The organism is Geobacillus genomosp. 3 (assembly GCF_000445995.2).
Taxonomy (GTDB): domain Bacteria; phylum Bacillota; class Bacilli; order Bacillales; family Anoxybacillaceae; genus Geobacillus.
Map to the genome: position 1 here is coordinate 2,704,867 of NC_022080.4, position 21,961 is coordinate 2,726,827.

Consider the following 21,961-nt stretch of genomic DNA (forward strand, 5'->3'; position numbering starts at 1 on the left):
TGTTCACGACATGTTTTGACCAAAATTTTTATTTTTTTTTTACAAGAATCTTCACTTGTTTTGCTATGATACATATAAAAGAAAGGGGGGCTCCGCTTTGCGTGACGGCCATATTCATACACCGTTTTGCCCGCACGGAAGTCATGACCGGCTCGAGCAATATGTCGAACGGGCGATTGCGCTCGGCTACACCGACATTTCCTTCACTGAACATGCCCCGCTGCCGGAGCGGTTTCTTGACCCGACGCCGGAGCAGGACAGCGCCATGGCGCACAGCGCGTTGGAACGCTATTTGGCCGCCGTTGCCGATGTGAAAGCGCGCTACCGCCATGATATTACGATCCGCGTCGGGCTTGAGGTCGACTTTATCCCCGGCTTTGAGGAAGAGACCGCCCGGCTGCTCGATGAGGTCGGCCCGCTCCTTGACGACAGCATTTTATCGGTTCATTTTTTAGCGCACGAAGGCCGATACGTATGCCTTGACTACAGCGCTGACATGTTTGCCGACATCGTCCGTCTGTTCGGCTCGGTCGAGCGTGTGCACGCGGCCTATTACGACACGGTGCATCAGTCCATCCGCGCCGACCTTGGCCGCTACAAACCGAAACGCATCGGCCATATGACGCTTGTGCGCAAGTTTTGGCGCCGCTTTCCGTGCCGCGAGCCGATGACCGGGCGCATGTTGGCCATTCTCGATAGCATCGAGCAGTTCGGCTATGAAATCGACTACAACGGCGCCGGCGCCGCCAAACCGCTCTGCCGCGAGCCGTATCCGCCCAACTCTCTCATTGCCGAAGCGCAGCGGCGCGGCATCCCGATCGTGTACGGTTCGGACGCCCATTGCGCCGCCGACTTGCATCAAGGGCGGGACGTCATGGATCGCGAGGCGCTTTCGGTTTGACAGCCGCCGGACGTCATCCTAAAAATGGGCCAAAAAAGGAGGGCAACTAAGTGTTTCATCCAACTGTCTACAGCGGTACACGCGAAGAAAATTATGCGCTCGTCATCGAGCAGCTGAAGGCGCTCATCGCCGGTGAGCCGAGCATGATCGCCAACTTGGCGAACGCCGCCGCCCTGCTCCATCAATTCCTCCCCGATATCAACTGGGTCGGGTTTTACTTGACGGATGGCGACGAGCTTGTGCTCGGCCCGTTCCAAGGCTTGCCGGCGTGCGTCCGCATTCCGTTTGGCAAGGGGGTGTGCGGCACGGCGGCCGCCGAGCGGCGGACGATCGTCGTCCCGGATGTGCACGAATTTCCAGGCCATATCGCTTGCGATGCGGCGTCCCAATCGGAAATCGTCGTGCCGCTCATGAAGGAAGGGCGCGTCATCGGCGTCCTTGACATCGACAGTCCGGTGAAAAACCGCTTTGATGACGTTGACCGCCGCTATTTAGAGCAATTTGCCGGTGTGCTCGTTTCGCCATAAGCTGAAACAGCGGCCGGCGTGAAGAAGGAATCCGCCTGTTCGGATTCCTTTTTCACACTTTATACGATTGACAGTGGTCATGGACAAAAATGCAATTTTTCCCCGTCTCCTTCGCCATATACAGCGCCGCATCCGCCCGTTTGAACAGCTGTTGTGCATCATCACGGCAATGGCGTCCCCACCATGAAATGCCACACGAAACGGTCACAGGCGGAATCGTGTGCTCCCTCACTTTTTCAACGATGCGGCGGGCAACCGAAACGGCGTCAGCGAGCGCCACGTTCGGCAAATACAAGGCCATCTCTTCCCCGCCCCAGCGCGCTGCTATATCGTCATCGCGAATGTTGGCGCGGATCATCTCCGCCACTTGAACGAGCACATCGTCGCCTGTTTGGTGACCGTAAAGATCGTTAATTTGCTTAAAGTTATCGATGTCAATTAAAAGAAGCGCCCCAAATGCATCCGCTTCCATCGATTTTTGGATCGCCTCATCCAAATAACGGCGCGTATACAGCTTCGTCAAATAATCGGTGACGACGAGTTTTTCGAGTTCTTCGCGCAAAATCGCGTTCATAAACGCCAGTGTCGAGTGCTGAACGAGCGACTCAAGCAGCTTAAACATATCAAACGTAAACCGGTACGGCTCGCGGGCGAGCACGATGCAGACGCCTTTTGTCTCTTTATTTTGCAGCATCGGCGCCGCCATGACGGAGCGAAACGGCCCAAAAGCGGATGGGTGTACATCGCCGGCAAAGATAATATCATTTCCGCTGCGGCGCCGCTCTTCGACCCATTCGACATAGCGTCCGGCTGATGCGTCGGCAAAAAACGGCGTGCTTCCCGGCAAAAGTTCGCGCCGGCCGCCGGCAAACAAGAAAAACCCGACTTCATCAGCGCCGAACGACCGGCGAATTTGCGCCACCATATACTCAATTCCTTCATACAGCCGCAACCGGGCGTTCAGTTCGCGCATCGTGTCATTGATGAGCTGCAAGTCACTGACAAGCCGGCGCGACTGCTCGTACAGCTTGGCGTTCTCAAGCGCGCTGCCGGCCGTCCCGGCCAACAGCGAAATAAAATTCATTTCCCGCCTCGGAAATGGCGCCGCGTGCGGGGCGATAATTTGAATCACCCCATACACCGCTTGCACCCCTTTAATGGGCGCATACAGCACTGAGCGCTGCGGCGCCGCCGTCTCCTCGCACTGCACCTGCCCGGTCAAAAACGCCCGCAGCGCCGCCGTTTGCCCTTCCCCCTCGTCCAACATCAGCGGTTTAATCGGCAAGTTCCCGCGCACGTGGTTATCGTGCGACAACAGAAGATAGTATGTAAACGAAGGATAGACATTTTGCAGCGTGCGAATAATTTCTTCCAACACATCGTCAATTTGCATCGTGGAATGGATTTTGGCCGCAAAGCGATGCAGCTGCTCGTACCGGTTCTCCTCGCCCTTCCCTTGTGACAGCGCACCTAGTTTGCGGAACAACCGGGCCAAATCCGCTCTCAGCGTTTCAAGCAGCGGTTCATCGATGCTGCGGCCTTTTTCATACACAAGCTCAACCATCGCCGGCGCCTCTTCGGAAAGCAGGAAAAAGAGGCGGGCGGCCAGACGCGGCCCGCCGTCATCCACCACAACGATCTCCCGCCCTTTGCCCGCCGCAATCCGCCCCGCCGCCGGCAGCCCGCCTGCGGCCGCCTCAAGATAAAAAGAGTCGCGCGACGGGTCAAACAAATACAGCGCGGCCCCTTGCAGCGCCAGCTCTTCTTTCAACAGCGCCAACAGCCCGCCTGCCGCTGCCGAAAACGGCCCGTCGTCCTGAAACGCCAAAAACCAGTGGAAAAATTTTTGTTTAAACGATTCATATCGTTTCGTTTCTTCCCGTTTCATCGCCTTTTCCACCTAAACTGGCATCATCATTCCAAATGAGAGAATGGATGACAAAATTTTTCTAAAAATTGCATCTTTTATTATATCATACAAATAGTGAAGAAGGGAAACAAAATATTGACTTCCCTCTGTAAAAATCATATAATAACCTTTGTGTAAAATATAGCAGCCTTTGTGCCCACCTTTATGGTTCATTTTGTTCCTCGGCCCGCCGAGGTGTATCGTGTAACTCTTAGCTGCTAGAGCGAGGATACATGAAAACAAAATGGCCATAATTGTTGGCGCACATCTGCTTTTATTTTACGGGAATAAAAGCATAAGGAGGAGCAATAAATGGCTCGTTATACGGGACCTACATGGAAAATTTCCCGCCGCCTCGGCATCTCGTTAAGCGGCACGGGGAAAGAACTGCAAAAACGTCCGTACGCGCCAGGCCAACACGGCCCAGGCCAACGGAGAAAGTTGTCGGAATATGGCTTGCAGCTGCAAGAAAAACAAAAGCTGCGCCATCTGTACGGCGTCAACGAGCGCCAATTCCGCAAAACGTTTGAAGAAGCGGGCAAAATGCCGGGCAAACACGGCGAAAACTTTATGGTTTTGCTCGAATCGCGCCTTGACAACCTCGTCTACCGTTTAGGGTTGGCCCGCACGCGCCGCCAAGCCCGCCAGCTTGTGACGCACGGCCACATTTTGGTCGACGGCAACCGCGTCAACATCCCGTCGTACCGCGTCAAACCGGGGCAAACGATCGCGGTCCGCGAAAAATCGCGCAACTTGCAAGTGATCAAAGAAGCGATGGAAGCGAACAACTTCGTTCCGGACTATTTGTCGTTTGATCCGGAAAAACTGGAAGGTACGTACACGCGCCTGCCGGAACGTTCCGAACTGCCGGCGGAAATCAACGAAGCGCTCATCGTCGAGTTCTACTCGCGTTAAGGCGCAAAAAAGATCCGAAATGCCAATGCATTTCGGATCTTTTTCTGTTTAGGCGTAGCGGATTAAGGAATATTTTTTCTTGCCGCGGCGGATGACGGTAAACCGCCCTTCGAGACGATGCCCCTCGGTCAGAACCGCCCCAACGTCTTGAATGCGTTCGCCGTTCACATAAATGGCGCCGTTTTGAATGTCTTCGCGCGCCTGGCGTTTGGACGGCGAAATGTTCGCGGCAACGAGCAGCTCGACAAGCGGAATGTCGCCGCCTTCATGGACGAATGACGGCACGTCTTTAAACCCTTGCTCGATTTCCGCGGCCGTCAAGTTGGCGATGTCGCCGCTAAAGAGCGCTTCGGAAATGCGGATCGCCTGCTTGAGCGCCTCTTCACCGTGCACAAGCCTGGTCACTTCTTCGGCGAGCGCCTTTTGCGCCGCCCGCTTCTCCGGCGCCTCACGCAATTGTTGCTCGAGCGCGTCGATCTCTTCTTTCGACAGGAACGTGAAGTATTTCAAGTAACGGATGACATCGCGGTCATCGGTGTTGATCCAAAATTGGTAAAACTCATACGGCGACGTTTTGTCCGCATCAAGCCAAATCGTGCCGCTTTCCGTTTTGCCGAATTTCGTGCCGTCGGCTTTCGTCACAAGCGGGATCGTCAAACCGAACGCTTTCGCTTCCCCTTTCGTTTTGCGGATGAGCTCAAGCCCGGCTGTGATGTTGCCCCACTGGTCGCTCCCGCCGATTTGCAGGCGGCATTGTTCGGTCTCGTACAAACGGAGGAAATCGTACGCCTGCAGCATCATATACGTAAACTCGGTAAATGAAATGCCCGTTTCGATGCGCGACTGCACCGACTCTTTCGCCAGCATGTAATTGATGCTGAAATGTTTGCCGACGTCGCGCAAAAACGTCACGACATCCAGCGGCCCGATCCAGTCGTAGTTGTTTTTAATTTCGGCCGCATTCCCATCGGCCTCAAAATCTAAAAAGCGGCTGAGCTGCTCTTTAATGCGGGCGCTCCACGCTTCGACCGTTTCTTTGGCGTTGAGCGTGCGCTCGCTTTTTTTGCCGCTCGGGTCGCCGATCAACCCGGTCGCCCCGCCGACTAAAGCGACCGGCCGGTGTCCGGCCTGCTGGAAGCGGCGCAACGTCAAAATGGCCGCTAAATTGCCGATATGCAAACTGTCAGCGGTCGGGTCAAACCCGCAATAAAGCGTCACTCGCTCCTCATTCAACAGGTTCCGGAGCCCGTCTTCGTCTGTCGTTTGGTTGACGAGCCCGCGCCATTGCAGTTCTGCAAGCAAATCCATGTTCCTCACCTCGTTATGAAATGTCAGACAAAAAGAAAACACCCGCCCTGTCTGAAGGGGCGAGTGTTCGTCGCGGTACCACCCTACTTGGAAAGCGCTCTGCTTTCCCGCTCATTTCGGTAACGGCGCATGCCGGCGGATGGCTACTGGGCGCAAGCCGTTCGCCATCGCTGCTCGGGGAGGTAATTCACGTTTGCCTATGGACTGGCTCGCACCGTCCGCCAGCTCTCTGCACCAGGGAAGCAACCGCTACTCGTTCCCGTCATCGCTTTTTCGGTATGAATATATACATTCTTTTACCATATAGACATACGCGCTGTCAACTCCGGCTTCTTTCGCCACAAACGGTGAAAAAGCGACAAAATTCCGCAACGGCGCGCGCGACTATGTTATACTTATATATATGATTTGCCAGTATAGGGGGCCCGGCATGGAACAAAAACAGTTTCGCGCTTCTTTGCAAAAAGTGTGGCATTATTTTTCGCTTACATATGACGTCGTTTGGAATGTCACCCTTATTTTGCTCATCGCCGCGCTCTGCCTCGTTTGTTTGGCCGTTGGCGCCGGCGCCGGCTATTTCGCCTTTTTGGTGAAAGATATGGCGGTCCCCTCGCAAGACAAAATGAAAAGCGAGATTTATAGTTATGAAGAAACAAGCCATATGTATTTTGCCAACGGCGTCTATTTAGGGCGGTTCCGGTCTGATCTCGACCGCGAGGCGGTGCCCCTTTCCGACGTCTCCCCGTATGTCGTGCAGGCGGTGATCGCCACGGAAGATGAGCATTTTTACGAGCATGACGGTGTCGTTCCAAAGGCCGTTATTCGCGCCATGTTTCAAGAAGTGACCAACTCGCCGATCAAAAGCGGCGGCAGCACGCTCACGCAGCAGCTTGTCAAAAACCAGCTGCTGACGAGCGAAGTGTCGTTTGAGCGCAAGGCGAAGGAAATGTTGTTGGCGCTGCGCCTTGAGCGCTTTTTTTCAAAAGAAGAGATTTTGGAAGCCTACTTAAACGTCGTCCCGTTCGGCCGCAGCTCGTCCGGGCGCAACATTGCCGGCATCCAAGCCGCCGCCCAAGGGGTGTTTGGCGTCGACGCCAAAGAGCTGAATTTGGCGCAGGCGGCGTTTTTAGCCGGCTTGCCGCAAAACCCGTTCGTGTACACACCGTTTGCCGCTGACGGCCGCCTTAAACAAGATATCTCGGCCGGTTTGAAGCGGATGAAAACGGTGCTGTACCGGATGAAGCGGGCCGGCTATATTTCCGAAGCGCAATATCAAGAAGCGCTCGCCTACGATGTAGCGAAACATTTCGCCCCGCCGAAGCCGTCGCCGTTTGAACGGTATCCGTTTTTGACGATGGAAATTGAGCGGCGGGCGAAAGACGTGCTGGCGGAAACGTTCGCCAAACGCGACGGCCATTCGGCGAAAGAGTGGGCGCGCGATGCCGACCTCCGCCGCCGCTACCTCGGCGAGGCGGAAAAAGCGCTGCGGCAAGGGGGATTGCGCATTTATACGACGATCGACAAAGACATTTATGAACGGATGCAGGAGGTGGCCGCCCGCTATCCGTATTACGGGCGCGATCGTGTGTATCGCACGCAAGACAAGCAAACGGGGAAAACGGTCATCCATCGCCAGCCGGTTGAAGTCGGGGCGATGCTGATTGAAAACAAAACGGGCAAAATCATCAGCTTTGTCGGCGGCCGCGATTACGGGCGCGAACAGCTCAATCACGCCACCCAGGCGTACCGTTCAAACGGTTCAACGATGAAGCCGCTCTTAGTGTACGCACCGGCGATGGAGATGGGCATCGTTCAACCCGGATCGGTCATTCCCGACCTTCCGCTTTCGATCGGCTCGTATACGCCGCAAAACGCCGACGGAAAAATGCACGGCCTCGTCTCGGCGCGGCGCGCGCTCCAACAGTCGTACAACATCCCGGCCATTCGGACGTATATGAAAATCCAAAGCCGCCATCCGGTCGACTACTTGCATAAAATGGGGATCACAAGCGTCGCCAAGCAAGAAGAGGCGAATCCGTCCTTGGCGATCGGCGGAACGCATATCGGGGTCACTGTTGAAGAAAACGTCAACGCGTATGCGACATTTGCCAATTACGGTTCCTTTGTCGATGCGTATATGATCGAAAAAATTACCGACAGCGACGGAAAGATCGTTTACGAGCATACAAGCAAGCCGGTTCCGGTCTTTTCTCCGCAGACGTCGTACTTGATGATCGATATGATGCGCGACGTGCTGCATGGCGGCACGGCCTCGTCGGTGCCGGGGTACTTGACGTTTTCTTCGGACTGGGCAGGCAAAACCGGAACATCGCAGGACAATCGCGATTCGTGGTTTGTGGCCACGAACCCGAATGTCACGTTCGGCGTTTGGATCGGCTACGACCGGCCGGCGCCGCTTGAATCGCGCTACAAAGGGCTTTCGTACAGCCGGCGCACCCAACTGCTATGGGCGCAGTTTATGAATGCCGCCTACCGTGTAAAACCAAAGCTCATCGATCCGCCGGAACGGTTTTTAATGCCGGGCGGCATTGTTCGCCGCGCGTATTGCGCCGCGAGCGGATTCAGCCCGTCAGCGGCATGCGAAAAAGCCGGACTCGTCCGCTATGATTTGTATAATGCGAAGTTTACCCCAAAACAAGGAAGCGAGGACTATTTGACCGAAGGACAGTTTGTCGTCGTTGACGGAAAGCGGTATGCGGCGCTCGAGACGACGCCTAGAGAGTTTGTCACCCGCGGGGTCATCGTCAATCCTGCCTTGCTCAATCAGTGGGGGATCGATGGAACGGCGTGGGCTGGCGATGCGTTGGTTGTCGGCACGCTAAAAGAAAACGGACGCGTCCCCGCCCCGCCGGCCGCCCGTCTGAGCGGCAATCAGCTCGTCTGGCCCCGCCATGGAGAGCGCGATGTCATCGGCTACCGCGTCTATCAAGTGAGTGAAACCGGGAAGCGGCAAATCGTCGCCACCATTAAAGAGGGGGAATCGGCTTCCTTTTCCGCCCTCAAACCGGGAGCGGTTTATTATGTCACCGCTGTGGATATTGCCGGTCGGGAATCGGCGCCATCGGGCCAAATCACGTTGCCGGCGGCCCAACCGGCCAATCCGCCCGCCGGCGCGGACAACGCGGGAGGCCACACCGCTCCCCCGCCCTCTCCCCGCTAACTGATCGGGAGGCGTTCCAACCATTCGGTTGGAACGTTTTTTTATGGGGGAACCTTGATCAGGGGAGGGGAGGGAGCCTTTCGCCGCCGCTCTTTGCGGCCGTTTTCTCTATCCGCCCCCTAACGGCTCCGCTTCTTTTGCCGCTTTTTGGGAAAACGTGCGCCCCCCCCCGTTTTAGTTTCATGCCGGCGCCAATAAAAAAGCGTCCGGAGCGGCATTGCTCCGGGCGCCGGTTTCATGATTAATCTTCCAACGTCGACAAGTCGCCGGTCGGCAAGTTCAGCTCCCACGCTTTCAAGACGCGGCGCATGATTTTCCCGCTCCGCGTTTTCGGCAGTTTGTCGCGGAACTCGATTTCGCGCGGTGCGGCATGGGCGGCGAGCCCTTTCTTCACGAACTGGCGGATGTCTTCCTTCAATTCCTCAGACGGCTCGTAGCCTTCGCGGAGCGCAATGAACGCTTTGATGATTTCCCCGCGCACCGGATCCGGCTTGCCGATGACGCCGGCTTCGGCCACGGCCGGATGCTCGACGAGCTTGCTTTCGACTTCAAACGGCCCGACGCGCTCGCCCGATGTGTTGATGACATCGTCGACGCGCCCTTGGAACCAGAAATAGCCGTCTTCGTCCATATAGGCCGAGTCGCCTGATACGTACCAGTCGCCGATGAAGTACGATTCGTATTTTTGCGGGTTGTTCCAAATCGTCTTCATCATCGACGGCCAGCCTTTTTTAATCGCGAGGTTGCCCATCCGGTACGGCGGCAGGACGTTTCCGTGATCGTCGACGATCGCCGCCTCGACGCCCGGAATCGGTTTCCCCATCGATCCCGGCTTGATTTCCATGCACGGGTAGTTGCAGATGAGATGCGCCCCTGTTTCCGTCATCCACCACGTATCGTGAATGCGGCGTCCGAACACTTTCAGCCCCCAGCGGATGACTTCCGGGTTGAGCGGCTCGCCGACGCTCAAAATGTGACGGAGCGAGCTTAAGTCATATTTTTTCACCACTTCATCGCCGGCGCCCATCAGCATGCGGAACGCCGTCGGCGCGCTGTACCAGACGGTGACGCCGAACTCTTCGATCGTTTCATACCAGGCGTCCGGGCTGAAGCGGCCGCCGACGATAACGCTTGACGCCCCGCACAGCCATGGGCCGAAAATGCCGTACGATGTCCCGGTCACCCACCCCGGGTCGGCCGTGCACCAATAAACGTCGTCTTCTTTTAAATCCAACACCCATTTGGCCGTTTGATAGTGCTGGATCATGGCGTTATGAACGTGCAGGACGCCTTTCGGTTTTCCGGTCGAACCGGACGTATAGTGCAAAATCAAGCCGTCTTGGCGGTCGACCCATTCGATGTCAAAGTGCTTGCTCGCCTCGTTCATCCGCTTTTTCAAATCGATGTACGGCCCTTCCTCAACAATGCCGTCGCCGACCAAAAAGACGTATTGTAACTCCGGCAAGTCGTTGACCGGCACGCGCGGCAAGAGTTCCGGGGTCGTGACGATCGCTTTCGCCCCGCTGTCTTCAAGACGGTCGCGCACCGCGCCTTCCATGAACGCTTCAAACAGCGGCCCGACGATGGCGCCGGTTTTAATGATGCCGAGCACCGTGAAGTACAGTTCCGGCGAGCGCGGCATAAAGACGAACACGCGGTCGCCTTTTCCAATCTCGGCCACATTTTTCAAGACGTTGGCCACTTTGTTCGACATTTCTTTCATTTCTTTAAACGTATATTTCTCATTGCGCACCGCATCCCGATAGTAAAGCGCCACTTTATTTTTGCGGAACGACTCAGCATGGCGGTCGATCGCCTCGTACGCCATGTTGACCCGTCCCGTCTCATACCAAGAAAACGCTTTCTCTGTTTCCGACCATTGAAATTGCTTGTATGTTTCCTCGTAGTTTTTCAAGTTGTAGTCCCCTTGTACGACTGGCAACAGTTCCGTTTTCATTCTCCGATCCCCCTTATGTAAGTGGTTACATTTCTATTATAGTGGATAATAAACAGATTCTCAATTTTTAAAATATTCCTCGTCCCTATTTCTTTGAAATTTTTTTGAATTGCGCCAATGGAGGATGGATTTCCGGTATAATGGAGGAAGAACAATGAATCCAGGTGGTGGCCGAATGGAACATCCAAAAACGTATAACGCCAAGGAGCTGAAAACGCCGAACGGAACGCTTCTCATCGAAGGGCCGGTGACGGCGGAAGCGTTGGCCGGCTATGAGTTTCACCGCGACTTAACTGCCTTCCGCCCGCCCGCCAAACAGCATGAAGCGTTGATCGGGATCGCCAAACTGCCGGAAGGGCGGATCATCATCGCCCGCCGCGGCGATATGATCGTCGGTTATGTCACGTTTTTATATCCCGACCCGCTTGAGCGGTGGTCGGAAGGAAACATGGAAAATTTGCTTGAGCTAGGCGCCATTGAAGTCATTCCCGAGTTTCGCGGATGTGGCGTCGGGAAAAACTTGCTCATCGTGTCCATGATGGACGACGCCATGGAAGATTACATCATCATTACGACCGAATATTACTGGCATTGGGATTTAAAAGGCACGGGGCTGAACGTGTGGGAATACCGGAAAATGATGGAGAAAATGATGAACGCCGGCGGGCTCGTCTGGTATGCGACCGACGACCCGGAAATTTGTTCCCACCCGGCGAACTGCCTGATGGTCCGCATCGGCAAACGGGTCGATCCGGAATCGATTCAACGGTTTGACCGGCTTCGGTTTATGAACCGTTATATGTACTAAGCGTGCGATACGCAAAGGGGGGAGAGGAGAACTATGATTGTGGAACAAGTCATGAAAACAACGGTGGTCACGCTCCGCGCCACCAATACGATCGCCGAAGCGCTGCAGCTGCTCCGGCATCACCGCATCCGCCATCTTCCGGTCGTCGACGGGGAAGGGCGGTTAGTCGGTCTTGTGACCGACCGTGATTTGCGCGACGCCAGCCCATCCATTTTTCATCTTCACGAACAGCTGGATGACTTGCAAAAACCGGTCAGCACGATTATGAAAACGGACGTCATCGTCGGCCATCCGCTCGATTTTGTCGAAGAAGTGGCCGCGCTCTTTTACGAGCACCGGATCGGCTGCCTGCCGGTCGTCAACGGCGGAAAGCTCGTTGGCATCATCACCGAAACAGATTTATTGCATACGCTCATTCAGCTGACCGGCGCCCATCAGCCCGGATCGCAAATCGAAATCAAGGTGCCGAATGAAACCGGCATGCTTGGCAAGGCGGCGGCCATCATCGCCGAGCGCCACGTCAATATCGCCAGCGTCCTTCTTTACCCAGACAGTGATCCAAACTATAAGATTTTAGTGTTTCGCGTGCAAACGATGAACCCGATCAGTTTGATCCATGACTTGAAAAAGGCCGGCTATACGGTGCTATGGCCGAACTTGCCGGGGGTTACGTCATGAGCGAAACGTGCGTATTTGTGTATAGCGACGAATTTCTTCAATATAAATTTCATGACGATCATCCGTTCAACCAGCTGCGGGTCAAACTGACGTACGATTTACTGCGGTCGGCCGGCGCGCTCGATGACCGGCATATCGTCCCTCCGCGCATGGCGACAGACGAGGAGCTCGGCCTCATCCACGACCGGGCGTACATCGAGGCGGTCAAAGCCGCCGGGCGCGGCGAGCTGTCTGAGACAGCGGCGCTCAACTACGGTCTCGGCACCGAGGACACGCCGATTTTCCCGAACATGCACGAGGCGAGCGCGCTCCTTGTCGGCAGCACGCTGACGGCCGTGGACTGTGTCTTATCCGGCCGGGCAGAGCACGCGCTCAACCTTGGCGGCGGCTTGCATCACGGGTTCCGCGGCAAAGCGTCCGGCTTTTGCGTCTACAACGACAGCGCGGTCGCCATTCAATACATTCGCGAAAAATACGGGCTGCGCGTGTTGTATGTCGACACCGACGCCCACCATGGCGACGGGGTGCAATGGGCGTTTTACGACGATCCGAACGTATGCACCTTCTCGATCCATGAGACCGGACGGTACTTGTTTCCGGGGACGGGAAACGTCAACGAGCGCGGCCACGGCGCCGGATACGGCTATTCGTTCAACATTCCGGTCGATGCGTTTACGGAAGACGAATCATGGATCGCGGCCTACACGACGGCGCTAAGGGAAATCGCCGACTTTTTCCGCCCCGATGTCATCGTGACGCAAAACGGGGTCGACGCCCACTATTATGATCCGCTCACCCATTTGTCGGTGACGATGAAAACGTACCGCGCCATTCCGAAGCTCGCCCATCAAATCGCCCATGAATATTGCCGCGGGCGCTGGATCGCGGTCGGCGGCGGCGGATATGACATTTGGCGCGTCGTGCCGCGGGCGTGGGCGTTTCTTTGGCTGGAAATGACGGAACAATCCGATATTTCCGGCTCACTGCCGGTTGAGTGGCGCGAACGGTGGCGACCGCTTTCACCCGTCACACTGCCGTTTGAATGGGACGACCCGGACGGACTGTACCCGCCGATCCCACGCAAGGCGGAAATTAGCGAAAAAAACGCCCAGACGGTGGAAAAAGCGTTGTATTTTATCCGCAGCCAGCGGCGCGCGGGCACTTGACTTCCGTTGGCCGGCCCCCGGACGCACATGGATTCGCCTGTTCCATTGACAAAAGGGCGGGCCGCGGCTCTCTCCGCACGCTTTCCGTTTGGCTTGACGGAATGGGCGCGCAGCCGAATCAAGCCGTTTTCAAACTAGGAAGCTTTGCCCCCGTTCACCGAGCCGTCCTGGCCTTCGCTTGCGGCGCCGGCGGGCCGCGGCTTCTAGCATGTCGCTTTCAGGCATTCATCGAAAGCGGGCGAGAAGCCCCCGCTTCAAGTGTTAGCGAAGTGGGGAAGCAAACCGCCCGTCCATCCTTCAGTGAAAGACAAGAGTGGAGAAGGGGGAACCGGTTTAATGCTGATCGACCGCCATGAAAAAGGGTGTCTCGTTGCTTTTGAGACACCCCCTCTTTTCCCGCTGCCTACTTCGTCGACTCGCGCGTCTCGAGCCGGTGCGGCAAGACAACGATATGGTTGTCAACTTGTTCCTTGTTCATATACTTTGTCAATAACCGCATCGCCACCGCGCCGATGTCATACATCGGCTGCACAACGGTCGTCAGCCGCGGCCGCACCATCGTCGCCAGCCTTGTGTTGTCAAAGCCGACGACTTCCAACTCGTCCGGCACGCGCACGCCATGATCTTGGGCGCTGTGAATGATGCCGAGCGCCATTTCGTCCGTTCCGGCAAATACCGCCGTCGGCCGTTCGGCAAGCTCCATGATTTTCTCGTACGCTTCCAAACCGGAGTCGTATGAGTTGTCGCCTTCCACGACGAGTTCTTCTTCATACGGCACTCCTTGCTCCTCAAGCGCCCGACGGTAGCCGGCCAGTTTCCGCTGGTTAATCGGGTCGTCGGTCGGACCGGTTACGTAAGCCACGCGCCGGTTTCCTTTCTCAAGCAAATACGTCACCGCTTCAAACGCGGCCTGCTCGTAGTCGATGTTGACCGATGGGATCGTATGGTTGGGCTCCACTGTCGCCGCAAGCACGATCGGCACGGACGATTTTTGAAACTCAGCGACATGCTCTTCGGTGATCGTTCCGCCCATAAACAAAATGCCGTCCACTTGTTTTGCGAGCATCGTATTGAGCAAATGCAGCTCTTTTTCTTTGTTTTGGTCGGAATTGCTTAAAATAATGTTGTATTTATACATCGTCGCAATATCTTCAATGCCGCGCGCCAGCTCGGCAAAGAAGATGCTCGAAATATCCGGGATGATCACCCCGACCGTTGTCGTTTTTTTGCTGGCAAGACCCCGCGCCACCGCATTCGGACGGTAGCCAAGCCGCTCGATCGCTTCCAATACTTTTTTCCTTGTCGACGGCTTGACGTTCGGGTTGCCGTTTACGACGCGCGAGACCGTCGCCATCGAAACGTTCGCCTCCCGCGCCACGTCATAAATCGTTACGGTCATTCCGTTCACTCCTTTTTCCTCGATCCGGTAACCGGTGAGAGTTCCGATATATGTACAACTATCATACGATACATTATGGCCGACACGCAACGAAATGGCAATGATTTTGCTGGTTTGTTCACAAACCGTTCATCGATAGTTTGCCCAAAAAGCGTTGGAACAATGTCATGCAAAACGAGATGTTATCACGAACCGGAAAGAAACACGCACACGTTCGGCTGCCTTCCGTCCACCTCCGCTTTTCTCCGAAAATGTGCACACCAAAGGCGGCCATGTTTCCACTCCTCAAAGCCGCACTTATGGCCATGTTCTTCCGATACGGATCGGAACGAGAAAAATCCCCTCCGGCCGAAACCGAAGGGGAAGCGGTTTTACGCCTGAACGAACTGACGTTGGAAGGCGCGTACTTCTTCCATAAACTCGTTGAATTGGGCGATGTCCATTTGTTGGGCGGAATCGGACAAGGCGACAGCCGGATCCGGGTGGACTTCGGCCATGACGCCGTCAGCGCCGATCGCCAACGCCGCTTTGGCGCACGGAATGAGCAAATCGCGCCGCCCGGTCGAATGGGTGACATCGACGAACACCGGCAAGTGGGTTTCTTTCTTTAAGATCGGCACGGCGGAAATGTCGAGCGTATTGCGCGTCGCCCGCTCGTACGTGCGGATGCCGCGCTCGCACAAAATGATTTGCCCATTGCCTTGCGACATGATGTATTCAGCGGCGTTGATGAATTCTTCGATCGTCGCGGCCAGACCGCGTTTTAACAAAATTGGCTTGTTCACCTGACCGGCCGCTTTCAGCAATTCAAAGTTTTGCATGTTGCGCGCGCCGATTTGGATGACGTCGATATAATCCAAGGCGGTCTCAATATCGGCCGGCGTGACGATTTCGCTGATGACGGCCAAATCAAATTCATCGGCGATCCGTTTCAAAATTTTCAGCCCTTCAACGCCGAGCCCTTGGAAATCGTACGGCGAAGTGCGCGGTTTGTACGCGCCGCCGCGCAACAGCTTAATGCCTTGTTTTTTCACCGCATCGGCGACCGCGGCCACTTGCTCGTAGCTTTCTACGGCACACGGGCCCATGACGAAATATTGGTTGCCATCGCCGATCCGTTCGCCCTTCACCTCGACGATCGTGTTTTCCGGATGCTTTTTCCGCGAGACGAGCAGCGCTTTTCGATGGTCATCTTCTTGCAGCTCGAGCGCCGCTTTGAAAATTTCCTTGAAAATGTGCTGCAGCGTCGATGTTTCAAACGGACCGTCGTTATGCTCGGAAATGAGGTCGAGCATTTTCCGCTCGCGCACCGGATCATAGCGGTGCGTCCCTTGCGTTTCTTTGATTTTGCCGATTTCTTGGACGAGCCGTCCCCGTTCATTGATCAGTTCCAACAGTTGCAAGTTGATTTCGTCGACTCTCGCCCGCAGCTCATCTAATCTTTCGTTGCTCATGCTTCCCCCATCCTTTCGCCAAATGTCGTGCGATGTTTCGCGCTCCTAGTCGCCCGCAGGACGCCGGCAAGCCGCGCTTGCGGCACTTCTCCCCGTCCGGCAACATAACGGCTAGGTTTTGTAATTAGTCTTTATTATACTGGATGAAATCTTGGTTGTCACGAAAAAAATGCTTTTTTGATTAAACGCTTTTAAGTGGTAAAGCAAAACGAACGGCCAAAACCGCCTGCCCAGCAGGCGGTTATACGGCGGCGGTGTGCGTTGTTAACGCCTCATACGTAATATTCCAATGGGACGTATGCCAGACGACCCGGCCGTTTTCAAACAACAGCACTTGCGGCGACTCATGCTTAACGCCCGTCAGCTTCGCGATGTACGTGGAAAGCGGGCGCGCCTCTTGAACATACAAACAATAGACGGCGAGCTCCGGATGATCGGCGGCGAACGTCTCACACTCGCGGAATGCCGCCTGGCTGATCGGGCATGTCAGGCTATGTTTCACGAATAAAAAGCGGTTCGTTTCGTTGAGGAGACGGTCAAACTGTTCGGTCGTCTCCAGTTTCTCCATTCCCATCGCCCTCACTCCGTTTCTTTTCGGTATGGCATGTTTTGCTCAGCGTCATCGAGCGCCGCTTCCGCTTCTTCAAGCAGCTTTTGCAGCGTTTCGCGATCAGCCGGACCGGCGGATGGCGGAATCGGGATTGTCATTGCTTTGCCGCTTTCATCCGCGCTTTCCCCGCCTTTTAGCCCCGCGGCCGAAATGGGGATCGCCGCCTCTTGGACGCTTCCGTCAGCACGTTGTCCACCTTCTGCGTTTCCGGCTGTTTTCAGCGGGATGAAATCGGCGATCTCTTTCGTTTTCTCTTTCGCTGTTTCCATCCATTCGAGGGCTGTCGCTTTCACCGGCTCCCACGTGGCGGGCTGATTCAAACCGTCCAGCCACTTCCGGCCTTTGTCGCTCGTTAAAAACAGCGCAGCGGCCGCGCCGGCAATGCCGCCGACAAGCGCCCCAAGCAAAAATCCACCATTATTTTTTGCCATTTGGCATCCCCTCCTTTTTGCGCAGTTGTTCCCTTTCTCTCCATTTTTCCCATAGATCGAGCAAAACATTTGCCCAACGCAGCGCTTTCGCCCACTTTTCTTGCCCTTGGCCCGCTCTTGCGGACAGCGCGGCAGCTGTCTGCCGAAGCGCGCGGTTCAGCGACCGAACAGTGCCGCCGATTTCATTCACCGCCTCAACCGCGCTGTTTAACTTTTCCGTCTTGGTTTGCACATCGCCGGCGATGTTGTTGGCCGTATGGAGAAGCCGGGCCACCTCTTTCGCAACCGTTTGCACTTGTTCATCGGCATGGCTGACCGCCGCCGTCAGCCGGCGCAGCGTCTCCTGCAAGACGATGAGCGTTTTCGCTATGTACACTACCAGAAGCAAAAAAGCGGCAGCGATGAGTGCGGCGCTTGCGTACAAAAGCCATTCCACCTTGTCTCCCCCTTGCTTGTCGGACCGTTTTGTCCTCTTTGTACCTATTCCGTCCCGTTTTCAAACTTCGACATCGCCTCCTTCGTTTCCTGCCCGGCGCTCGATCTTTCCCGGCCAATCCGCAGCAAAAGCGCGGGCCCCCGCCTCCCGCCGGTGAAAATCAAAGCCGTCCGTTCCGCGTAGGCGCGGCGGCGCGCAGTTAAGTGAACCCCCCGCTTCCGATATCCTGGCGGATATTGAAGTGGCGGCTTCTCGCGCCATCCCGTCCATCGACGGGAAGTTGGCCGAGCGATCCCTCTCGTTTTGAGAGTGCATCCCCCGCCTGCTCACCAAGCGGCGCCCTTTACGCTCCTTGAGATGGAGGCTTCTTTCGGAAATCCGTTAAAAAGCGGGCCGTCTTCATCGCGGCCCGCTTCCCGTCGGCCGTCAGGCGGAAAGAACGGCCTGTTCGTATGCCTGTTGAAACTTTTGAATATCACCGGCGCCCATAAACACGAGCACCGCGTCGCGATGCTGCTTCAATACAGCTATGTTGTCCTCCTCAAGCAGCTGCGAGCGCGGAATTTGCGCCTGCAAATCGCGGATGGACAGCTTGCCTCCGTGCTCGCGCGCCGAGCCGAAAATGTCGCACAAATAGACGTGGTCAGCCTGCTTTAAACTTTCGGCAAACTCGCGCAAAAACGTCTGCGTCCGCGTATACGTGTGCGGCTGGAAGATGGCGACAACTTCCCGCCCCGGGTACTTTTGTCTCGCCGCCTCCAATGTCGCCATAATTTCGCGCGGATGGTGCGCGTAATCGTCAATTAACACTTGGCGCCCGACCGTTTTTTCACTGAAGCGGCGCTTCACCCCTTGGAACGTTTGCAGCCGGGCGGCGATGGTGGCGGCGTCCACCCCTTCGTAATGGCAAAGGGCGATGACCGCGAGCGCATTGAGCACGTTATGGGTGCCAAAGCGCGGAATGGTGAAAGAGGAGAAAAACGTGTTGCGCACAAATACGTCAAACGCTGTCCCTTCAGTCGTTTTGACAATGTTGCGCGCCTGAAAATCGTTTTCGTCGCCAAATCCGTAAAACAACATCGGCACTTTCGCCTGGATCTTTTGCAAGTACGGATCGTCACCATAAGCGACAATCGCTTTTTTCACTTGTTCCGCCATTTGCTGAAATGCAGAAAAGACGTCATCAATATTGGCAAAATAGTCGGGGTGGTCGAAGTCAATGTTTGTGATGATTGCATAATCTGGAAAATAGGAAAGAAAATGCCGGCGATATTCGCATGCTTCAAACACAAAGTATTGGCTCCCCGGCTCTCCTTTTCCCGTTCCATCTCCGATTAAATACGACGTTGGATGCGCCCCTTGCATCACATGGGCGAGCAGTCCCGTCGTCGTCGTCTTTCCGTGTGAGCCAGTCACCGCAATACTCGTAAACTTGCCTGCCAACTCCCCTAAAAAGCGATGGTATCGAATGACAGGAATGCCGAGCTGACGGGCCGCTTCGATTTCCTCATGTGCGTCTGGAAATGCATTGCCGGCAATGACCGTATAACCCGGGCGAATATTGTCTTTTGAAAAAGGCAAAACCGGGATGCCCCGCTCTTCAAGCGCCTTTTGTGTAAAAAACCATTTTCCGACGTCCGACCCTTGCACCGTATAGCCGAGATCGTGAAGCACTTGTGCGAGCGCGCTCATCCCCGTGCCTTTAATGCCAACAAAATGGTAAACTGTCATCGCTAAGCCCTCCAACCATCGTCTCTCTGTAAGACAGTATATGATATTCATCTAGTTTTGCCATTTATTTCATTCCACTGTACCGGCTGTCTCATTTCCCCATTATAGCACGCCGGGCGGCAAAACACTACCGACCGGAAGGGGAAAAAACGTCCCTCTGCTCGCGCCACCGCGTCCACTCTTCCTCGCTCATCAACACATCGCGCGGTTTGCTGCCGCGCGCTTCGGAAATCAGCCCCTGCTCCTCCATCATCTCGATGAGCCGGGCGGCGCGGTTGTAGCCGATGCGGAAATGGCGCTGCAAACTCGATGTCGATGCCCCGCCCTGGGCGATGACAAACCGGCACGCTTCCTCAAACAATTCATCGTCTTCCTCCCCGAACGCCGCCGTCTGCCGGAATTCGTCCGGACTGAACATGTACGAAGGGCCTTGCTGTGCTTTTACGTGCGCCGTCACCCGTTCAATTTCCTCATCGGAAATGAAACAGCCTTGCAGCCGCACCGGCTTGGCCGATCCGTTTTCCAAAAAAAGCATATCGCCGCGCCCAAGCAGCCGCTCGGCGCCGTTCACATCCAAAATGGTGCGCGAATCGACTTGGGACGAAACAGAAAAGGCGATGCGCGTCGGAATGTTCGCTTTGATCAAGCCGGTGATGACATCGACCGACGGCCGCTGTGTGGCGATCAACAAATGAATGCCGCATGCCCGCGCCTTTTGCGCCAGCCGGCAAATCGATTCCTCGACATCGGCCGGAGCGGCCATCATAAGATCGGCCAGCTCGTCGATCACAATGACGATATACGGCAAGGGCGGCTCGCTTCCGCCGCGTTCGCGAAGGTGCTCATTGTATTTTTCGATATCGCGCACACCGGCGTGGACAAACTGTTCATACCGCCGCTCCATTTCGCCAACCGCCCATTTGAGCGCCCCGGCGGCCGCTTTCGCTTCGGTAATGACCGGGCTGAGCAAATGGGGCAAGCCGTTGTACGGAGCGAGCTCCACCATTTTCGGGTCGATCAGCAGCCATTTCACCTCATGCGGAGCGGCTTTATATAACATACTGACCAGCATGGCGTTCATGCAGACACTTTTGCCTGACCCGGTCGCCCCGGCGATCAGTCCGTGCGGCATTTTCCCGATGTCAGTCACGACCGGCGCCCCGCTAATATCAAGCCCAAGAGCGACGGTGAGCGGGGAGCGGCGGCAGCGGAACGCGCGGTCGTCTAAAATTTCCCGGAGCCGCACCGGGCGGCTCGACGGGTTCGGCACTTCGATGCCGATCGTCCGTTTCCCCGGAATCGGCGCTTCAATCCGAATGTCTTTCGCCGCCAGGCTGAGCTTCATGTCGTCCGTCAAGCTCGTAATTTTGCTCACTTTCACGCCCAAATCAGGCTGCACTTCAAACTGTGTCACCGTCGGTCCTTGCGTCGCTCCGACGACGTGGGCCCCGATATGGAAGCTCGCAAACGTCTGATCGAGGCGGGCGCATTGTTCGTGAATCCATTGCTCGTCGCGGGCCGCTGCTTCCCCCGGCGGCTCAAGCAGGGCGAGCGGCGGCAGCGAATAGCCGTCCCGGCGGGAACGTTCCTCGAGCTTGCGCCGGTCTTGTTTTAGCATCATCACATTGTACGGGATGCGCGCTCGTTCCGGGCGGCTGCGGGCGGCCGGATGACCGTTTTCGCCAACCGGCAGCGGGGAACGAAGCGCCGCCTCGTCTTCTTGGGAAACAGAGTCCGCATTCCTCTCATCGGTCTCCGGCGCTTCCTTTTGTTCATCGCCGCGGTCATCGCGCTCGCCCGGCCGGGTTTCCTCCGTTTGCGCCGCCGGCGGCAGCGATTCCGGTCCGCCTCCGCCGGCATGAGAGCCGCCTTCCTGTTCAGCCGCAGATGCGGCTGACCGAAGCGGTGCAGGGGCTTGTTCCTCTTTCATGTCAGCAACCGCCGCTTCCTCTTTCCCGCTTTGGCCGGCTGCTTCAAGCGCCTCCTGCGGCGCAGCGGCATCGGCTAAACGAGAAGAGCGGGGCGGCGGAGCAGGTTCGCCTGGCCTAGCGGCTGCCTGGGAGACAGGGCCGCTGTCCGTTTTTTCCACCGCCCGCATAGCGGCAATGGTGCCTTGTTCTGTCACCCGTTGCCGCTGTTCACTATGATGTTTATAGTATCCAAAAACAGGAGACGGCACATCGGACGGGCGGAACGGCTTTTTTTCCGCCGCTTCCGCCGTCGTCTCAACAGACGGGCGTCGGGGAGCCTTCCGCCGGTTGTCCTCGGCGGCCATTCTCCTTGGCGTTTCCCGGACCTCCGCAGCTTGGTCATCCGGAATGAGCGGAAACCGGAAGCGGCCTTGCGGGTATTGGTACACGACTTTCGCCTCAACATGTTCCGTCATGTGGCTTGTTCGTTCCCCGTCAGCCGGTTGTTCGGGTTCTTCCTCATCCGTTAAAAAACGGAGCCATCGTTTCCAAAATTTCATCGCTCGTTCCACTCTTTCTATTCATTGTCGGAAAAAACGCCACTGGAGTCAGTTCCAGTGACGTTCCGGCCGGATGACAT

General features: G+C 56.1%; 17 protein-coding genes and 1 other annotated feature. Of the genes, 7 read left to right on the forward strand and 10 right to left on the reverse strand.

Going from position 1 to position 21,961, the window contains the following annotated elements; all coding sequences use genetic code 11:
* The first annotated feature begins 97 nt into the window (after window positions 1–97).
* Window positions 98–901 (forward strand): histidinol-phosphatase HisJ, encoded by an 804-nt coding sequence (gene hisJ / locus M493_RS13485; RefSeq protein WP_020960920.1) that lies wholly within the window; start codon window positions 98–100, stop codon window positions 899–901.
* A 50-nt stretch (window positions 902–951) separates the two neighbouring features.
* Window positions 952–1,428 carry a GAF domain-containing protein gene (locus M493_RS13490; RefSeq protein ID WP_020960921.1) on the forward strand — a complete coding sequence of 159 codons (477 nt, stop codon included), beginning with the start codon at window positions 952–954 and terminating at the stop codon, window positions 1,426–1,428.
* Between the two features lie 52 nt (window positions 1,429–1,480).
* Here the strand turns inward: M493_RS13490 and M493_RS13495 are convergent, their stop codons facing one another.
* Window positions 1,481–3,316: a sensor domain-containing diguanylate cyclase gene (locus M493_RS13495; RefSeq protein ID WP_020960922.1), complete on the reverse strand. Its 1,836-nt coding sequence runs from the start codon at window positions 3,314–3,316 to the stop codon at window positions 1,481–1,483.
* 333 nt (window positions 3,317–3,649) lie between these two features.
* Between M493_RS13495 and rpsD the strand changes: the two genes are divergently transcribed.
* Window positions 3,650–4,252: a 30S ribosomal protein S4 gene (gene rpsD, locus M493_RS13500; protein WP_020960923.1), complete on the forward strand. Its 603-nt coding sequence runs from the start codon at window positions 3,650–3,652 to the stop codon at window positions 4,250–4,252.
* A gap of 48 nt (window positions 4,253–4,300) precedes the next feature.
* Here the strand turns inward: rpsD and tyrS are convergent, their stop codons facing one another.
* Window positions 4,301–5,560: a tyrosine--tRNA ligase gene (gene tyrS, locus M493_RS13505; RefSeq protein ID WP_020960924.1), complete on the reverse strand. Its 1,260-nt coding sequence runs from the start codon at window positions 5,558–5,560 to the stop codon at window positions 4,301–4,303.
* 52 nt (window positions 5,561–5,612) lie between these two features.
* Window positions 5,613–5,835 (reverse strand) — a binding site (T-box leader).
* Between the two features lie 155 nt (window positions 5,836–5,990).
* Between tyrS and M493_RS13510 the strand changes: the two genes are divergently transcribed.
* A complete protein-coding gene (locus M493_RS13510; RefSeq protein ID WP_020960925.1) occupies window positions 5,991–8,741 on the forward strand; it encodes a transglycosylase domain-containing protein in 2,751 nt (916 codons plus the stop codon).
* Between the two features lie 241 nt (window positions 8,742–8,982).
* Here M493_RS13510 and acsA read toward each other — a convergent pair whose 3' ends face one another.
* Entirely contained in the window at window positions 8,983–10,698 is a 1,716-nt protein-coding gene (gene acsA / locus M493_RS13515; RefSeq protein WP_020960926.1) for an acetate--CoA ligase, read from the reverse strand.
* A 175-nt stretch (window positions 10,699–10,873) separates the two neighbouring features.
* On the opposite strand from acsA, the gene M493_RS13520 reads away from it, so the two are divergent.
* From M493_RS13520 to M493_RS13530, 3 genes are read left to right on the forward strand one after another with little or no spacing between them, the layout of a single operon-like run.
* Complete coding sequence (locus M493_RS13520) at window positions 10,874–11,506, forward strand: GNAT family N-acetyltransferase (RefSeq protein WP_020960927.1); 633 nt, start codon at window positions 10,874–10,876, stop codon at window positions 11,504–11,506.
* A gap of 33 nt (window positions 11,507–11,539) precedes the next feature.
* On the forward strand, window positions 11,540–12,184 hold the full coding sequence (locus M493_RS13525; RefSeq protein ID WP_020960928.1) for an acetoin utilization AcuB family protein: 645 nt from the start codon (window positions 11,540–11,542) through the stop codon (window positions 12,182–12,184).
* Window positions 12,181–13,350: an acetoin utilization protein AcuC gene (locus M493_RS13530; protein ID WP_020960929.1), complete on the forward strand. Its 1,170-nt coding sequence runs from the start codon at window positions 12,181–12,183 to the stop codon at window positions 13,348–13,350. The genes M493_RS13525 and M493_RS13530 overlap by 4 nt, the downstream gene beginning before the upstream one ends.
* Window positions 13,351–13,753: 403 nt before the next feature.
* On the opposite strand, the gene ccpA is transcribed toward M493_RS13530, so the two are convergent.
* From ccpA to M493_RS13570, 7 genes are all read right to left on the reverse strand, one after another.
* Window positions 13,754–14,749, reverse strand: a complete 996-nt coding sequence (gene ccpA / locus M493_RS13535; RefSeq protein ID WP_020960930.1) for a catabolite control protein A — start codon at window positions 14,747–14,749, stop codon at window positions 13,754–13,756.
* A gap of 371 nt (window positions 14,750–15,120) precedes the next feature.
* Window positions 15,121–16,203 carry a bifunctional 3-deoxy-7-phosphoheptulonate synthase/chorismate mutase gene (locus tag M493_RS13540; protein ID WP_020960932.1) on the reverse strand — a complete coding sequence of 361 codons (1,083 nt, stop codon included), beginning with the start codon at window positions 16,201–16,203 and terminating at the stop codon, window positions 15,121–15,123.
* A 241-nt stretch (window positions 16,204–16,444) separates the two neighbouring features.
* The gene (gene ytxJ, locus M493_RS13545) at window positions 16,445–16,777 is read right to left on the reverse strand and encodes a bacillithiol system redox-active protein YtxJ (RefSeq protein ID WP_020960933.1); all 333 of its coding nucleotides are present in this window, start codon (window positions 16,775–16,777) and stop codon (window positions 16,445–16,447) included.
* Window positions 16,778–16,782: 5 nt separating this feature from the next.
* A complete protein-coding gene (locus M493_RS13550; RefSeq protein ID WP_020960934.1) occupies window positions 16,783–17,244 on the reverse strand; it encodes a hypothetical protein in 462 nt (153 codons plus the stop codon).
* Window positions 17,231–17,680, reverse strand: coding sequence for a DUF948 domain-containing protein (locus M493_RS13555; RefSeq protein WP_020960935.1), 450 nt, complete (start codon window positions 17,678–17,680; stop codon window positions 17,231–17,233). The genes M493_RS13550 and M493_RS13555 overlap by 14 nt, the downstream gene beginning before the upstream one ends.
* Before the next feature lie 426 nt (window positions 17,681–18,106).
* Window positions 18,107–19,411, reverse strand: a complete 1,305-nt coding sequence (murC, locus tag M493_RS13565; protein WP_020960937.1) for a UDP-N-acetylmuramate--L-alanine ligase — start codon at window positions 19,409–19,411, stop codon at window positions 18,107–18,109.
* Window positions 19,412–19,538: 127 nt separating this feature from the next.
* The gene (locus M493_RS13570) at window positions 19,539–21,881 is read right to left on the reverse strand and encodes a DNA translocase FtsK (protein ID WP_020960938.1); all 2,343 of its coding nucleotides are present in this window, start codon (window positions 21,879–21,881) and stop codon (window positions 19,539–19,541) included.
* Window positions 21,882–21,961 lie beyond the last annotated feature (80 nt).

What these genes read in the sequence shown, in the direction of transcription:
- M493_RS13495 (WP_020960922.1), bottom strand. Translation starts at nt 3,316, where the DNA reads ATGAAACGGGAAGAAACGAAACGATATGAATCGTTTAAACAAAAATTT.
- rpsD (WP_020960923.1), top strand. Translation starts at nt 3,650, where the DNA reads ATGGCTCGTTATACGGGACCTACATGGAAAATTTCCCGCCGCCTCGGC.
- tyrS (WP_020960924.1), bottom strand. Translation starts at nt 5,560, where the DNA reads ATGGATTTGCTTGCAGAACTGCAATGGCGCGGGCTCGTCAACCAAACG.
- M493_RS13510 (WP_020960925.1), top strand. Translation starts at nt 5,991, where the DNA reads ATGGAACAAAAACAGTTTCGCGCTTCTTTGCAAAAAGTGTGGCATTAT.
- acsA (WP_020960926.1), bottom strand. Translation starts at nt 10,698, where the DNA reads ATGAAAACGGAACTGTTGCCAGTCGTACAAGGGGACTACAACTTGAAA.
- M493_RS13520 (WP_020960927.1), top strand. Translation starts at nt 10,874, where the DNA reads ATGGAACATCCAAAAACGTATAACGCCAAGGAGCTGAAAACGCCGAAC.
- M493_RS13525 (WP_020960928.1), top strand. Translation starts at nt 11,540, where the DNA reads ATGATTGTGGAACAAGTCATGAAAACAACGGTGGTCACGCTCCGCGCC.
- M493_RS13530 (WP_020960929.1), top strand. Translation starts at nt 12,181, where the DNA reads ATGAGCGAAACGTGCGTATTTGTGTATAGCGACGAATTTCTTCAATAT.
- ccpA (WP_020960930.1), bottom strand. Translation starts at nt 14,749, where the DNA reads ATGACCGTAACGATTTATGACGTGGCGCGGGAGGCGAACGTTTCGATG.
- M493_RS13540 (WP_020960932.1), bottom strand. Translation starts at nt 16,203, where the DNA reads ATGAGCAACGAAAGATTAGATGAGCTGCGGGCGAGAGTCGACGAAATC.
- ytxJ (WP_020960933.1), bottom strand. Translation starts at nt 16,777, where the DNA reads ATGGGAATGGAGAAACTGGAGACGACCGAACAGTTTGACCGTCTCCTC.
- M493_RS13550 (WP_020960934.1), bottom strand. Translation starts at nt 17,244, where the DNA reads ATGGCAAAAAATAATGGTGGATTTTTGCTTGGGGCGCTTGTCGGCGGC.
- murC (WP_020960937.1), bottom strand. Translation starts at nt 19,411, where the DNA reads ATGACAGTTTACCATTTTGTTGGCATTAAAGGCACGGGGATGAGCGCG.
- M493_RS13570 (WP_020960938.1), bottom strand. Translation starts at nt 21,881, where the DNA reads ATGAAATTTTGGAAACGATGGCTCCGTTTTTTAACGGATGAGGAAGAA.